A 13,066-nucleotide genomic window follows, 5' to 3' on the forward strand; every position below is an offset into this window, starting at 1 on the left:
CGTCTGTCCGCAAATCAAAACTTGTTTTTGATGTTCCGATGAGTATGGTGGGGCCGTCAGGCCACCGCCGTGACACCGTGTTGACAGAAAAAACGAGGTTACAAGTGAAGATCCAACGCCCCCTGCTGGCTGCGGCCGGCATGATGCTGCTCGCGCCGGCCGCCTTCGCTGCCGGTTCCACCACCGGCGTAGAGGCCGGCTTCTCCGAAATCACCACGACGCTCACGACGCTGCTCACCGGCGCCGGCGGCTACCTGATCCTCATCATTTCCATCGTCGTGGCGGCCGTGACCCTGATGGCGACGGGTCGCTGGACCTACGTCATCACCGCCGTCGCCGTGTCGCTCTTCCTCGGCTATGGCCTGAGCATCGTGTCCTCGGTCGGCGGTGTCACCGCGTCGATCGATATGGTCGAGGCGCCCGCCCTCGACGTTCCTGCGCAACCCACCCTCTGAGCGGACAGAGCCGCGCGGCCTCCGGCTGCGCGGCCTTTGCCGTTTCTGTCTGCGCGGAGGGATCGGATGCAGGAGAAAGTCATCAAGATCGAACAGAGACTGCAGGAGCAAGGCCGCATCCTGCTGTTTCCCATCGACGAGGGCCTGGCCCTTCTCGCACCCGCCGGGGTTGGCCTTGCCATGCAGGCTGCCGTTGCCGGCATCATCCTCGGCCTCGTGAGCTATGTGCTCTGGAAGCGCATCAAGGGTGACGGTGGCCTCGAGCGGATCCTCGCTCTCACCTACTGGTATCTGCCCGCCGAGTTGAGCCCGATGAAATCGTGGCCGGACAGCGCCGTCACGATGTGGAGGGGCTGATGGACTTCGCCACGCTTTCGCGTCGGATGAAGGGCGCGCAGCGCGCCCGCAACGTCGTAACGCTCATGCTCGGCGTCTCGATTGCCGCAAACCTCCTCCTTACCTGGCGGATCAGTCAGGAGAACACGCAGGTCGTGCTCATTCCGTCCCGTGTGTCGGACGGCATGGTGGCACGGGGGGCGGCAGACGTCCGATATATCGAGGCACTGAGCCTCGATGCGGTCTACGCCATGTATACCGTGAGCCCCGCCACCATCCGCTACGGTCGCGACGTGATCGAACGGATCTCGGCGGCCGAGGATCGTGCCCGGCTCCTCGACGCCTATGACGACATTGCCGACGACATCAAGTTGCGCAGGATCTCGACGGTCTTCCGTCCGGAGAAGATCGAGCACAACCTTCCGCGGCTCCAGATCGTGGTGGAGGGGATGCTCTCCACCTACCTCGACACCACCGAAGTGAGCGCCCAGCGGCGGCGGATCATGCTGACCTTCATCGAAGAAGGCTCCTCGATCCGGCTGTCCCGCATGGAGCTGCAAGAGGTTCCCAAATGATCCGCCTGTTCATGTCCGCCGCTCTGGCGGCCGTCGTCGCGTCGGCCGTCCATGCCGACCAGCGGCTCACTACCCGCCCGAATGGCTCGGTGCGGATCTCGGCCTCGGCCGAGGAAGTCACGCGGATCAGCGTGGCCGGCGACCGTATCCGCCGGATCATCAAGGACCAGACGTCGTTTCAGGAAATGAACGATGAGACGACGGGCGACGTCTTCCTCCGCTATGCGGGGGACAAGGCGAAGCTCGTCCCGGAGACCGGCTACATCCTGACCGAGCGTGGCGTGACGATCAGCTATGAGCTGACGCCTTCGGCGCGGCTCGGAGCGGAGACGGTGCTGATCTCGGTAGCGGGAATGCCGCCCGAAGGGGCAACCGCAGGTGCGGCGCCCGCCGCGGAGGCCAGGTCCGAAGGCTTCGAACTTGCCGGCGGAGAGGGCGGGGGCGGCTATGCCTCCGGCCTCGTGGCCTTCACCCGCGCCACCATCGACAAGCACATTGCCGGGAAGGCCGCACCGAAACGCTCGCACGGATCGGTCGTGGGATCGGAAAGCGGCACGGGAATGCGCGCCAAGGTCATTGTCGCGGCTGGCGGCCGAGGTGGCCGCTATGTCCGCCCGCAGGATTTCTACACGTCGAAGGTGCTCGGGGTCTGGGTCCAGCGCAATGCGCTCGGCCCCTCCGACCATGCCTGGGTCGTGGTGGTGGAGAAGCGGTAATGTCGTCGGACGCACGCAAGAAGCAGCAATGGATTGTCCTCGGCCTGATCGGGGGCGGCCTTCTCCTCATCATCATCGTGCTCGGGCAGGTGATGAACCGGAAGCAGGCTGCCTTCCGCTCCTCCGGTGCCCCGGATCGGGTTGACGAAACCATCATCGCGGACCGCACCTCGAACGCATCGCCCGAGCTCAGCTGGGCGCGGCAGAGCCGTGAACAGATCGACCAGCTCAACAAGACCGTGACGGAGCTCACCAACACGGTGAAGGGCATGGCCGAGAAGCAGGCCAGCGACCTCGAGGAGCTGCGCACGCAGTATGACGAGGTGATCGTCCAGCAACAGGCCGAGATCAACTCCTTGAAGACCGGCGCGCCTGTGCCGGCCGTCGGCGGAGAAACCGGCGAGGCTCAGGCGCCCGGCTACGGGCAGGAGTTCGTCTCGGGCGGGACGCGGACGCCCGCGGCCGGGCGGGCAGGGCAGGGTGGCGCTGCCGGTCCCGGCGCTCCCGGTGCGGCGCCCATGGTGCAAAGGTTCGGCGCGGGCGCATCGGTCGACTTCACGCTGCAGCCGAAGCCGGAAAAGCCCACGACGCCGGAAGAAGAGAGCTCGCGCAACGTGCGCGACCTGCACTCCTACATCCCGGCCGGGAGCTATGCACCCGCCGTGGTGATCTCGGGGGTCGACGCCTCCACGGGCGTCGTCTCGCGGGACAACCCGGTGCCGGTCCTCGTGCGGATCACGGGGCCGGCCGTGACGGCCGCCGCCGGTGCGGGCGCAGGCCGGCGGATCAACCTGACCGGCTGCACGGTGCTTGGCTCGGCCATGGGCGATCTCTCGAGCGAGCGCGTCTATGTCCGGCTCACGACGCTGACCTGCATGGGCCGCGGCAACAAGGTGATCGAAACGCAGGTCGCAGGGCTCGTCGCAGGCTCGGGCAAGGCGGGCGTGCGCGGGCATGTCGTCAGCCGCGAGGGCAATCTGGCGACGAACGCGGCCATCGCGGGCGCTCTCGGCGGCTTTGCCAAGGCGCTGACGTCGGCCGCGAGCATCGCCTCCTCCAATGACGGGGCCGAGACGGTGGGCTCGGTGCTCGGCGGCGCGGGTGCGGGCGTGGTGGGCGGCGGTGCCGCCAGCGCCGCTGACCGGCTGGCCGAATATTACATCAAGCGCGCGGAGCAATATCAGCCGGTCGTCTCGCTCTACGCCGGGACGAATGTGGAAGTTGTGTTCATGGAAGGGGTTTCGCTCAAATGATCGCCCGCAGTCTCATCGCATCGAGCCTGGGGCTCGCGATCCTCGCCCTCGCAGGTTGCGGCGGCAACACGCAGAAGGACTTCCTCTGCCCGGCGCAGGAGGGCATCGCCTGCGCCACGATCAGCGAGGCTGACGTGGGCTCGGGCAGCGCGGTCACGCCGGTCCGCGAGACCTTCAGCGACACGCTCGGCAAGGAAATGTCGCAGTCGCCGCTCGGGGTCGGCTCGGGCAAGGGCGGCAAGCTGACCGTCGTGAGCCAGTCCTCCATGGGCGACGGCGGCGCACCCTACCGCGCGCAGCAATATCGGGTGCCCGAAGAGGTTGGCACGCTCTGGATCGCCCCGCATCGCGATGCAGACGGGCTGCTTTATGAGGCGAGCTTCGTCCATTTCGTCGTGCGCGAAGCGCGGTGGGCGTCGCAATGAGCGCGTTCAAGGCACTGTTTCAGGGGCTCTTTGACGATCCCGACTGGTCCGAGGACGAACCGCAGGCGCTGGCCACGGACATTGTGGCGGACCTGCTGCCCTACCGTCTCTTCGATCCCGAGAGCGAGCTCTTCTTCAACCAAAACTCCACGGGCTTCCTGATCGAGGTGAACCCGGTCGTGGGCGCCGACGATGTGGCCTCGAACCTGCAGGCCGTCATCAACTCGAACGCGCCGAACGGCGCTACGATCCAGTTCCTCAACTGGACCTCGCCCGACATTGACGGGCAACTTGTCCGGTGGGCCCGGCATCGTCTTCGCGGCGATGAGCTGGTGATGGAAATGGCGCAGCGCCGCATGGCGCATCTGCGGGGCGCCCGCTTCGGCACCGATCACGTCATCAAGGCCCTGCCTCACCATCGGCGGGTCTTCGTGGCCTGCTGGCTCGACGGCGACGCCGATCTCAGCCAGCAAAAGGAGCTGAAAAACTTCCGCCGCTCGCTCTATTCGGTGTTCGGCGGCGAAGCCTATGTCCGTCACCTGGGGCCGGACGACTTCCTGAAGTTCCTCGGCGAGGTTCTGCACTGCCGCGGCCTCGTCGGGATCTCCGATCTGACCTACACGGCGGAGGAGGCGCTGAACCACCAGCTGCCGGGCGCGGGCCTCACGGTCCAGCGGACGGCCATCGGCCTCATGGGCGAGCCGCCCATGGCGGTCTCGAGCGCCACCGTCCGCCGCTTCCCGCGCGAGTGGCAATTCGTGCTGGGCATTCTGCTGAACGGCGTGCCCGAACGGATCGCGGAGCGGCCGGCCGGGCCGGTGCTGACGTCCTTCACCATGCGGGTGCGGTCGAAGAGCGATGCCACCTCGTTCCTGATGAAGAAGCGGGCGGGCCTTCAGCACACGGCCTCGACGCAGTTCGCCCGCTTCGCGACCGGCCTCTCGGAGAAGATGGCAGAGTTCGAGGGGCTGAACCAGCAAGTCGAGCTCGGCGAGCGGCTGCTCGACACGACCTATGTCGTCTGCGCCTATGCCAAGGGCACGGCCGAGGATGCGCGCCATTCCCTGGCCGAGGTGGCGAAGATCTACCGCTACGCCGGACTGGTGCTCGAGAACGACACGTTCGTGCAGCTCCCGGTCTTTCTCGCGGCGCTGCCGTTCGCGGTTCACGGCAAGCGCATGGAGGATCTGAAGAAGCTCCAGCGCATGAAGATCCTCAAGTCCGAGGCTGCATCGGCGCTGGCGCCGATCCACGGCGAATGGACCGGCAGCGGCAACGGCCGGGGCGTCCTCCTGCTCGGCCGGCAGGGCCAGATCATGGATTGGGACAACTTCGCCTCGGACGGCAACTACAACGTGGCCGTGGTGGGCAAGTCGGGGGCCGGGAAATCCGTCTTCATGCAGGAGCTTGTCACCTCGATCTATGCGGCCGGCGGCCGTGTCGTCGTGATTGACGACGGCTACAGCTTCAAGAACACGGTCGAGATCCTGGGCGGCACCTTCGTGGGCTTCGACGGCTCGGTGCAGATCCGCCTCAACCCCTTCTCCATGCTCTCGGCCGAGGACATGGAAAAGGACGAGTATCGCGCGGATGCGATCGAGCTCGTGACCGGGATCATCGCCTCGATGGCCGCGCTCGGCGAGGGCAAGCAGTCGCGCGTCGAAGAGTTCGAGGAGGGCCGGATCTCCCGGATCGTGGCCGACGTCTGGGCCGAGAAGGGCGCGGCCGGCGAAGTGACGGACGTCTGGGAGCGGCTTCGCGCATTCGCGGAGGAGGATCAGCGGCTCGCCGATGTGGTGGTGAAGCTCGAGGCGTTCACGCGGAGCGGTCCTTACGGGCACTACTTCGCGGGGCCTGCGACGCTCCGGCTCGAGACGGCCTTCACGGTCTTCGAGCTCTCCGACATCAAGGGGCAGAAGGTGCTCCAGGACGTCGTGCTGCAGATCGTCATGTTTCTGGGCACCGAACTCATGTTCAAGACGCCGCGGGCGGTGCCGGTCGCCATCCTCATCGATGAGGCCTGGGATCTCCTGAAGTCTCACGCCACGGCGCGCTTCATCGAAGGCGTGGTGCGGCGTGCCCGGAAATACACCGGGGCGCTCATCACCGGCACGCAGTCGATTGACGACTATTACAACAACGTGGCCGCCACGGTCTGCCTGCAGAACTCCGACTGGACGGTGCTCCTCGCGCAGAAGGCGGAGACCATCGACCGTCTGGTGCAGGACAGACGGCTCTCCGTCTCTCCGCACATCGCCGGCCAGCTCAAATCGCTCCAGTCGGTGAAGGGTCTCTTCTCGGAAATGGGCGTGAAGGGTCCCAACGGCTGGTTCTTCGGCCGCCTGCTCCTCGATCCGTTCAGCCTCGCGATCTATTCCTCGAAAGGGTCGACCGTCGAGAAGATCAACCGGCTGAAGGATCAGGGTTACACGACGGTCGAGGCGATCCGCATCCTCGTGGAGGAGGGGGCGGTCGAATGAAAGCCCGGCGGCAGGATCTCAAGCGTCCTCGCCCCACGCGCGAGGCGGCCAAAGGCAGCTGGTCGGAATGCGCCCGCAGGACCATCGAGTGCGTTCATGACCGCCTGCCGCCCGAGGCGACGCTTGCGGAGCGGATCGCGGCCGTGGATGCCGCCTATCCGTTCGGGGAGCGCGCCCACTATCCCTACAAGGTCTGGTGCAAGGTGAGGCGCAATTACCTCATGCGCTACGGCTATGTGCCGCAGAACGCCAAGCCCGGACCGCTTCTCAAGCTCATGGAAGGACAAAACGGTGGATCTCGGACGGGCGGTTGAACTCACTCTCACGGGCATGGGCAGCGTCGCCCTGACCCTGGCCATTGTGCTGGCTTCTCAACCGCGGGGCCTGCCCACGGGCATCGTCACGCTCGATGCAACGGAGGCTGTCCTCAGCTTCATCCGGGCGGGCGGCAAGGAAATGCCCGACACGGACTATGAGGCGGCCGCGAAGATCTATCAGGCGGATCTCGAGGCGGCCATCGCGGACTTCGCGGCCGAACATTCCGTCATCGTGGTCAATTCGGCCACGGTGCTCGCGGGCGCCCCCGATATTACGCAGGAAGTCTCGCAAAAGGCGCTGGCGCGGTGGCGGGAAGCGAAGGGCACGCCATGACCCTGCGCGATCTCGCCCGGCGCAGCTTCATGATCGGAGGCTCGCTCTTCGTCGTGGCGGGCTTCTGGCTCCTGCACAATGGCCGCCTCACCCTCAATGCCTCGCACTCTCTGCCCGAGCCCGCCTATCTCATGTGGGCTTGGCCGAAGGTGATCTGGAAGGGCGCCGTGATCTCGGCCGATCCGCCCGCAGCCTATGCGGCACGGTTCGACGGTCTGCTCTTCACCAAGCGCGTCGTCGGTCTGCCGGGCGACCGGATCGAGCATCGAGACGGTGCGGTGTGCGTCGCAGGCGAGTGCTATCCGCTCGCGCTGAAGGATGGCGCACCCTTCGCGCCGGCGCTGGCCGAGGGCGTGATCCCGGACGGGCATTACGCCGCCTTCGGCAGCTCGGCCGACAGTCTCGACAGCCGCTACGCCACGGTCGGCCTCTTCGCGCGGGAGACAATCCGCGCCGTGGGCGTCGGCACCACCCTTGTCCCTCATTGGAAGGAGCTGAAGGCATGGGCGGACGCGCACGGATACTGACCGCGCTCGCCGTGGTTGCCTGCACGGCAGGGGCTGCGGCGGGCAAGGACTTCGGCGTCTATGGGAAGCTCTTTCCCATTGCCGAGCCGGATCTTCTTGAGCAGATTCTCGGCCGCCTCCGCACCATGGAGGCGAGCGGAGAGCTCGCCGAAATGGAGCGGGCGATGCAGGAGCGGACGCGCGCCTATGTGGAGCGGCCGGACACGGGCAGCGAGCTGCCTCCGGCCGAGGAATATCGCGCCTTCGAATTCGATCCCTCGATCACCCTGAATCAGGATCTCGCCGATCATCAGGGCCGCGTCTTTGCCCGGGCCGGGACGGTCGTCAATCCGCTCGCCTATTCCGCCTTCGCCAAACGCATCGTCGTGATCGACGGCGACGCGGAGGATCAGGTGCGCTTCGCCCTCGCAGAGGGGGATGAGCTCGACACCCTCATCGTGATCGCGAAGGGCTCGCCGCTGGCGCTCGGCCGCGCGCACGGCCGCCGCTTCTGGTTCGATCAGGACGCCGTGATGGTCAGCCGGTTCGGTCTCGAGCGACTGCCGAGCGTCATCAAACGGGCCGATCCCATCCTTCTGATCGAGGAAATTCCGACCGGGGAGGCGCAGCCATGAAGGGCCTGTTCTTCGCCATGGCGCTTGCCCTTGGCATCGGCGCGTCGGGCGCGAGCTTCGCGAAATGCAATGCGAAGTTCCTGAATCCGATCACTGAGGTCTGCTGGGACTGCATCTTCCCGATCTCGATCGGGTCGATCAAGGTCTTGAACAAGAGGCCCGACACCAAGAACCCGTCGCTGCCGGTCTGTCTCTGCCCGGGCACGCCGCCGCGTGTCGGCCTGGCCATCGGGCTCTGGGAGCCTGCCCGGCTGACCGACGTCGCGAACGAGGCCGGCTGCTTCGTGAACATGGGCTTCAAGGCCGATCTCGGTCTCTTCTCCATCGGCAAGAGCTCCGTCACCTCGAGCGACGGCGATCAGACCGGCAGCAAGTGGCAGGCGCACTACTATTACTATCCGCTGATCTCCTGGCTCGGGACGGTCGTGGATGGCCTCTGCCTCGAGACCACGGCCTTCGACATTGCCTATATCAGCGAGTTCGATCCGCTCTGGCAGGACTCCGAGCTCAACACGATCCTGAACCCGGAAGCGGTCCTCTTCGCCAATCCCATCGCGCAGGCCGCCTGTGCGGCCGATTGCGTGCGCTCCTCGGCCGGCGGCCTGCCCATGGACAGCCTCTTCTGGTGCAACGGGTGTCAGGGCGGCATGTATCCCATGCAGGGCGACAGCAACGCGCACTACGGCGGGATCCAGGCCAGCGAGACGGTCACGGCGAAAATGCTCGCGCGCCAGCACCGGCTCGGGCTGGCGCGCCGGACGTCCGGCAGTTCGGCGCTCTGCACGACCGCCACCGCGCCGATCATCAAGAAGTCGCAATATCGCTTCCAGGTCACGCGGCCGCGGGCGGCCGTAAGCGGCCGCTATGCCTGCGGCCCGCTCGGCTCGAGCACGCAGCTGGTCGATTCCATGCGGCAGTTTCCATACAAAGGGGAGAGCTTCGGATGGCTCATCTGGCGCAAACGCAACTGCTGCGCGCTCTGATCGCGGCCGCCGTCCTGTCGGCAGGCACCGCCAGCGCCGGGGACGAGCTGCCCGATCCTGCCTTCGCGCCGGGAGCCACCGGTCGGATTGCGGCGCCGGTCGACCGGATCGTTCGCGATGCGGAACGCCGCGGCGAGGCGCTGGCCCGCGAGCTCACGATCCAGCCGCCGCGCGAGGGTGTAGAGATCGAGGATCTGGCCGGGATCCGCACCCGGGCGCTGAACGATCCGCGCGTGCGCGCCCTCCTCGGAGCCCCCGATGCGGAGGAGGTCGCGGCCGAAACCCGCGCCCGCTACGGCGAGGCGCGCGCGATCCTCTTTGCCTCCTTCTCGATGCCCGACACTTCGCTCCGGCAGATGATGCGGGAGGCAACCGCTCACGATCTGACGGTGGTGTTTCGGGGCTTCGTCAACAACAGCGTCTTCGACACGCGGGCGAGGCTCGAGGAAGTCTTTGCGGAGGACGAGACAGGCGAGGCCTTCGGGATCGACCCGACGCTCTTCCGGCGCTTCGACATTCGCTCGGTGCCGGCCCTCGTGGTGCTGGCCGAGGATCTCGGCGACTGCGCAACGCCCGCCTGCGAGGGCGATCCGCCGCCCCGGCATGATCGGGTGAGCGGCAACGTGCCCCTTGAGACCGCGCTGCGCGTGATCGCGGCCGGCAATGGCGAGGCCGCTTCGGTGGCCCGCTCGCTTCTGGAGCAAAAGCCATGATCCGCGCTCTCCTGTCGATCCTTCTCCTTCTCGCGGCCGCGGCCGCGGGCGCAGCCTCGGCCGAGGACCTGAACCCGACGGCGCGGGCAAAGGCCGCGGGCAATGCCGCAAAGATCGGCAGCGGCTCGAGCGTCTTCACGACCGGCAAGATCGAGGAGACGGTGACGCCCTACGCCGGCACCGACCTGCCGGAGGCGTCGATCCCGGGCTCGAGCCTCGAAAGCCGCGGGCGCGAGGAGGCGATCTCGGGAGGCGAAAGCTCCAAGGTCTATCAGAAGATGCAAAGCAGCTCGCAGCTCCGGCCGACCTATGAGCTCGACGGCAGCTATGGCGGCCTCCAGGCTGCGGACGCTGCCATCAAGAACGCGGATTCCATCGCCGGGCAGTATTTCTCGGGGTCCGAGACGGAGAACCCGGCCTGCAACTTCACCGACTTCAGCGTCATGGAGAGCTTCGTCCGCTACTGCGACTCCCACACGGCCATGACCAGCAAGGATTGCACGATCACCCGCACGGTGGAGGTGGATCGGCGAGATTACTGGCAGTGCGACATCGCCAGAAGCGATCTGACCGTCACCTGCGTGCCGGACGCCACGGGAGAATGCCCGAAGGCTGACCTGCCTGAAGGTAACCCCAACAACCAGTGCACGTTCCTTCAGGAGCGCTGCGTGGAATGGAGCAGGAACGAGTGGACGGAGGGGCCATACAACGGCCGGGTCGACGGAAGGTATTACGGCTGGGAGAAGTCATCGGACGGAAGCCTCCGCCTTTTCTGGGACACATCCGGGCCACAGGAAAGGACGGCGAAGACAAACAGCACTCCGATCTCCATTGGAAACTGCGTCTACCACGCGGATTGGGGCAACAAGCAGAAGGTGGGCTCCATCTACCGCTATGCTGTCTATCGCATCTGCACGGGCGAAGGAGCTCAGTGCCTCAAGAAGGAGCGGGATTATCGCTGCATCAGCGGCAACCAGTGCAAGAGCCTCAAGGCCACGCCGGCCTGCAAGGTGGATCGCCAGAAGTGCATTACATCGGGGCCGAACGGATGCGAACTCCAACGCTTCGACTATTCCTGCTTCAATGACCTGAAGAACCACAAGCCTGCACGGCTGGTAGAAACCAAGATCGAGCGGATCGAGGACAAGCTCACAAACTCCTGCAACCCGAGTCCGGCCGATCAGGGCTGCGCGGCACAGGACACGGTTTGCACCTCGGGACCGGAGATCCGCACCGTCATGGGCTTTCCGGTCTCGCGGGACTGCTGGACCTACAAGCAGAGCTTCCAGTGCCTCGACGGCAAATCTCCGAATGCCACCGACTGCGGACCGTTCCTGAAGGATCCGAGCTGCAAGAAGGTGAGCCAGACCTGCCTCACCTTCGCTGAAGCGGACGAGGAAGTGGGGCCCACGCCGAAGACCTGCCAGCATTGGGAATATGGCTACAAGTGCGGGGGCGGGATGAGCCTGCCCGACTCCTGCTCTGCCACCAACGTGTGCGTGGGCGATCTCTGCGAGGGCATTCCAGATGAGGTGAACAAGGACTTCCCGATGGCGGCCTCCTGGCTGAGCGTGCTCGATGAGGCCGCCAAGGACAGCGAAAAGTCGCTCGACATGCAGGACGTGAAGCTCTTCGGCGGCGTCAATCGCAAGTGCAAGGTCGGCGCCCTCGGCTACATGAACTGCTGCAAGGACTCCGGCTGGGCCAACGGGATCCTCGACTCCTGCTCGGAAAGCGAGCTGGCGCTGATCGACCGCATCCAGGCGAAGGCCGCCGTCTATATCGGCACCTATTGCTCGCGGAAGGTGCTCGGCGTCTGCGTCTCGAAGCGCCGGAGCTACTGCACCTTCAACAGCCAGCTCGCCATGGTCTTCCAGAAGGAGATCCACCACCTCACCGCCACGAGCTGGGGGTCGGCCAAGAAGCCGAACTGCAACGGGATCAAGCTCGACGAGATCGAGACGATCGATTGGGACAAGATCGATCTCTCGGAAGCCTTCGGCGACATGATGAACGGGGCCACCGTCCCGGCCTCGAAGGACGTCACGAAATACATGCGCGACCGGTTCGATGCCATGGCAGGCGCGGCGGCGGGAGGCCAGTGACATGAACCGACGCACCCTGATCCTCGGGGCCGCGGCCGCGCTGGCACCCCTGCCTGCCGTCGCCGATCCCTCCGCACCCGTGGGACTCATCCTCGTCGGCGCGAGCTGGTGCCCGTTCTGCAAGGGCGCTGCCCAAGCGCTCCATGCCGCGGCCGGCCCGGCCGGGCTGCCGGTTCTGGTCGCGTCCCATGACGGCCGGCCGATCCCACCGTTCGAGGAGTTCGTGGACGCCCGCGGCCATCCGCTCGCGGCGGGCGTCCGGCAATGGCCGACGCTCCTCTTCGTCCATCTGCCCTCGCAGCGGGTCTTCGCCACCATCGAAGGCTTCCGCAACGCGCGGGCCTATCTCGGGCAGGTCCGGGCCACCCTCACTGCAGCACGGGAGGCGGGCTATGCGTAAGAGCGTGTTCGCGGCCCTCATCGGCGCGTCTCTCGGCGGCTCGGCCGCGCTGGCGAACGGCGGCGCGGGCTCGGCCTACGGCTACTGCCGCGACGAAATCACGACCGGCTGGAATTTCTACTGCGACCCCACGCGCGCGAAGAAGGAAGAGAAGCCGAAGCTGCCAGCCGCGGCCGCACCTGCGGCGCAGGCTCCCGCCGCACCGGCCGAGAAGAGCTACACCCAGAAGATCGAGGAATATCGCAAGGAGCTGGATGAGCTGAAGTATCGCGCCGTGCTCGAGCCGTCGCCGGAGAATGTGCAGGCCTACATGGAGGCTCAGCAAAAGATGAGCCGGATGGCCGCGAGCTTCACCGACCAGTGGCAGAGGATCCTCTTCCGCACGCCCTCGCTCGACATCAACACCCGCTTCCCGATGACCCAGATGGGCGGCTCGGTCTATCAGGACCAGATGCGCGTGGCGCGCGAGGCCTCGTTGAAGGACGCGGCGGCAAATCTCGGCTTCATGGTGATCGTGGAGGATGCTGCGATCTGCGGCCTCTGCACGCCGCAGCTCGAAGTCATCCGCAGGATGCAGGAGCAATATGGGATCGAGCCCATCGTCGTGACGGTGGACGGCTCGTTCCATCCCCTCTTCCCGAACGCCGTGGTGGATACGGGCCAGCTCAAGGCGCTGAAGCTCGCGGACAGCCCGCGCCCGACCATCGCTCTGGTCGAACCTCGCACCGGCACGGTCGAGCCGATCGGCTCGGGGCTTCTCACCGAGGACACGATCCTCGAGCGCGTCCATGTCGTGACGCAGATCCCCGCCGGCCAAAGATACTGAGGCAGTC

At 66.2% G+C, this 13,066-nt stretch carries 16 protein-coding genes; all 16 read left to right on the forward strand.

The genetic code is table 11. The features are described from left to right. The first annotated feature begins 104 nt into the window (after nucleotides 1-104). The 16 genes from RSP_RS21250 (at nucleotide 105) to RSP_RS21325 (ending at nucleotide 13,059) form a co-directional block, all read left to right on the forward strand. Nucleotides 105-455, forward strand: coding sequence for a hypothetical protein (locus tag RSP_RS21250; RefSeq protein WP_011331471.1), 351 nt, complete (start codon nucleotides 105-107; stop codon nucleotides 453-455). Between the two features lie 66 nt (nucleotides 456-521). Continuing rightward, entirely contained in the window at nucleotides 522-812 is a 291-nt protein-coding gene (traL, locus tag RSP_RS21255; protein WP_011331472.1) for a type IV conjugative transfer system protein TraL, read from the forward strand. After that, the gene (locus tag RSP_RS21260) at nucleotides 776-1,366 is read left to right on the forward strand and encodes a type IV conjugative transfer system protein TraE (protein ID WP_227590687.1); all 591 of its coding nucleotides are present in this window, start codon (nucleotides 776-778) and stop codon (nucleotides 1,364-1,366) included. The genes traL and RSP_RS21260 overlap by 37 nt, the downstream gene beginning before the upstream one ends. After that, entirely contained in the window at nucleotides 1,363-2,082 is a 720-nt protein-coding gene (locus RSP_RS21265; RefSeq protein ID WP_011331474.1) for a type-F conjugative transfer system secretin TraK, read from the forward strand. The genes RSP_RS21260 and RSP_RS21265 overlap by 4 nt, the downstream gene beginning before the upstream one ends. Beyond that, nucleotides 2,082-3,335, forward strand: a complete 1,254-nt coding sequence (locus RSP_RS21270) for a TraB/VirB10 family protein (protein ID WP_011331475.1) — start codon at nucleotides 2,082-2,084, stop codon at nucleotides 3,333-3,335. The genes RSP_RS21265 and RSP_RS21270 overlap by 1 nt, the downstream gene beginning before the upstream one ends. Continuing rightward, nucleotides 3,332-3,760: a TraV family lipoprotein gene (locus tag RSP_RS21275; RefSeq protein ID WP_011331476.1), complete on the forward strand. Its 429-nt coding sequence runs from the start codon at nucleotides 3,332-3,334 to the stop codon at nucleotides 3,758-3,760. Before RSP_RS21270 ends, RSP_RS21275 begins: the two co-directional genes overlap by 4 nt. Continuing rightward, nucleotides 3,757-6,240 carry a TraC family protein gene (locus RSP_RS21280; protein WP_011331477.1) on the forward strand — a complete coding sequence of 828 codons (2,484 nt, stop codon included), beginning with the start codon at nucleotides 3,757-3,759 and terminating at the stop codon, nucleotides 6,238-6,240. Before RSP_RS21275 ends, RSP_RS21280 begins: the two co-directional genes overlap by 4 nt. Next, the gene (locus RSP_RS21285) at nucleotides 6,237-6,554 is read left to right on the forward strand and encodes a hypothetical protein (RefSeq protein WP_011331478.1); all 318 of its coding nucleotides are present in this window, start codon (nucleotides 6,237-6,239) and stop codon (nucleotides 6,552-6,554) included. Before RSP_RS21280 ends, RSP_RS21285 begins: the two co-directional genes overlap by 4 nt. Beyond that, the gene (locus RSP_RS21290) at nucleotides 6,532-6,891 is read left to right on the forward strand and encodes a TrbI F-type domain-containing protein (RefSeq protein ID WP_011331479.1); all 360 of its coding nucleotides are present in this window, start codon (nucleotides 6,532-6,534) and stop codon (nucleotides 6,889-6,891) included. Before RSP_RS21285 ends, RSP_RS21290 begins: the two co-directional genes overlap by 23 nt. Beyond that, nucleotides 6,888-7,418, forward strand: a complete 531-nt coding sequence (locus RSP_RS21295; RefSeq protein WP_011331480.1) for a S26 family signal peptidase — start codon at nucleotides 6,888-6,890, stop codon at nucleotides 7,416-7,418. The genes RSP_RS21290 and RSP_RS21295 overlap by 4 nt, the downstream gene beginning before the upstream one ends. Then, nucleotides 7,394-8,032 carry a hypothetical protein gene (locus tag RSP_RS21300; protein WP_011331481.1) on the forward strand — a complete coding sequence of 213 codons (639 nt, stop codon included), beginning with the start codon at nucleotides 7,394-7,396 and terminating at the stop codon, nucleotides 8,030-8,032. The genes RSP_RS21295 and RSP_RS21300 overlap by 25 nt, the downstream gene beginning before the upstream one ends. After that, on the forward strand, nucleotides 8,029-9,015 hold the full coding sequence (gene traU / locus RSP_RS21305) for a conjugal transfer pilus assembly protein TraU (protein ID WP_011331482.1): 987 nt from the start codon (nucleotides 8,029-8,031) through the stop codon (nucleotides 9,013-9,015). The genes RSP_RS21300 and traU overlap by 4 nt, the downstream gene beginning before the upstream one ends. After that, nucleotides 8,976-9,728, forward strand: coding sequence for a type-F conjugative transfer system pilin assembly protein TrbC (gene trbC / locus RSP_RS21310; protein ID WP_011331483.1), 753 nt, complete (start codon nucleotides 8,976-8,978; stop codon nucleotides 9,726-9,728). The genes traU and trbC overlap by 40 nt, the downstream gene beginning before the upstream one ends. Further along, complete coding sequence (locus RSP_RS21315; protein ID WP_011331484.1) at nucleotides 9,725-11,833, forward strand: conjugal transfer protein TraN; 2,109 nt, start codon at nucleotides 9,725-9,727, stop codon at nucleotides 11,831-11,833. The genes trbC and RSP_RS21315 overlap by 4 nt, the downstream gene beginning before the upstream one ends. Before the next feature lies 1 nt (nucleotide 11,834). Next, the gene (gene traF, locus RSP_RS21320) at nucleotides 11,835-12,233 is read left to right on the forward strand and encodes a conjugal transfer protein TraF (protein ID WP_011331485.1); all 399 of its coding nucleotides are present in this window, start codon (nucleotides 11,835-11,837) and stop codon (nucleotides 12,231-12,233) included. Next, the gene (locus RSP_RS21325) at nucleotides 12,226-13,059 is read left to right on the forward strand and encodes a conjugal transfer protein TraF (protein ID WP_011331486.1); all 834 of its coding nucleotides are present in this window, start codon (nucleotides 12,226-12,228) and stop codon (nucleotides 13,057-13,059) included. The genes traF and RSP_RS21325 overlap by 8 nt, the downstream gene beginning before the upstream one ends. Nucleotides 13,060-13,066 lie beyond the last annotated feature (7 nt).

Origin of the sequence: Cereibacter sphaeroides 2.4.1 (assembly GCF_000012905.2) — a bacterium.
In the GTDB taxonomy this organism is placed as follows: domain Bacteria; phylum Pseudomonadota; class Alphaproteobacteria; order Rhodobacterales; family Rhodobacteraceae; genus Cereibacter_A; species Cereibacter_A sphaeroides.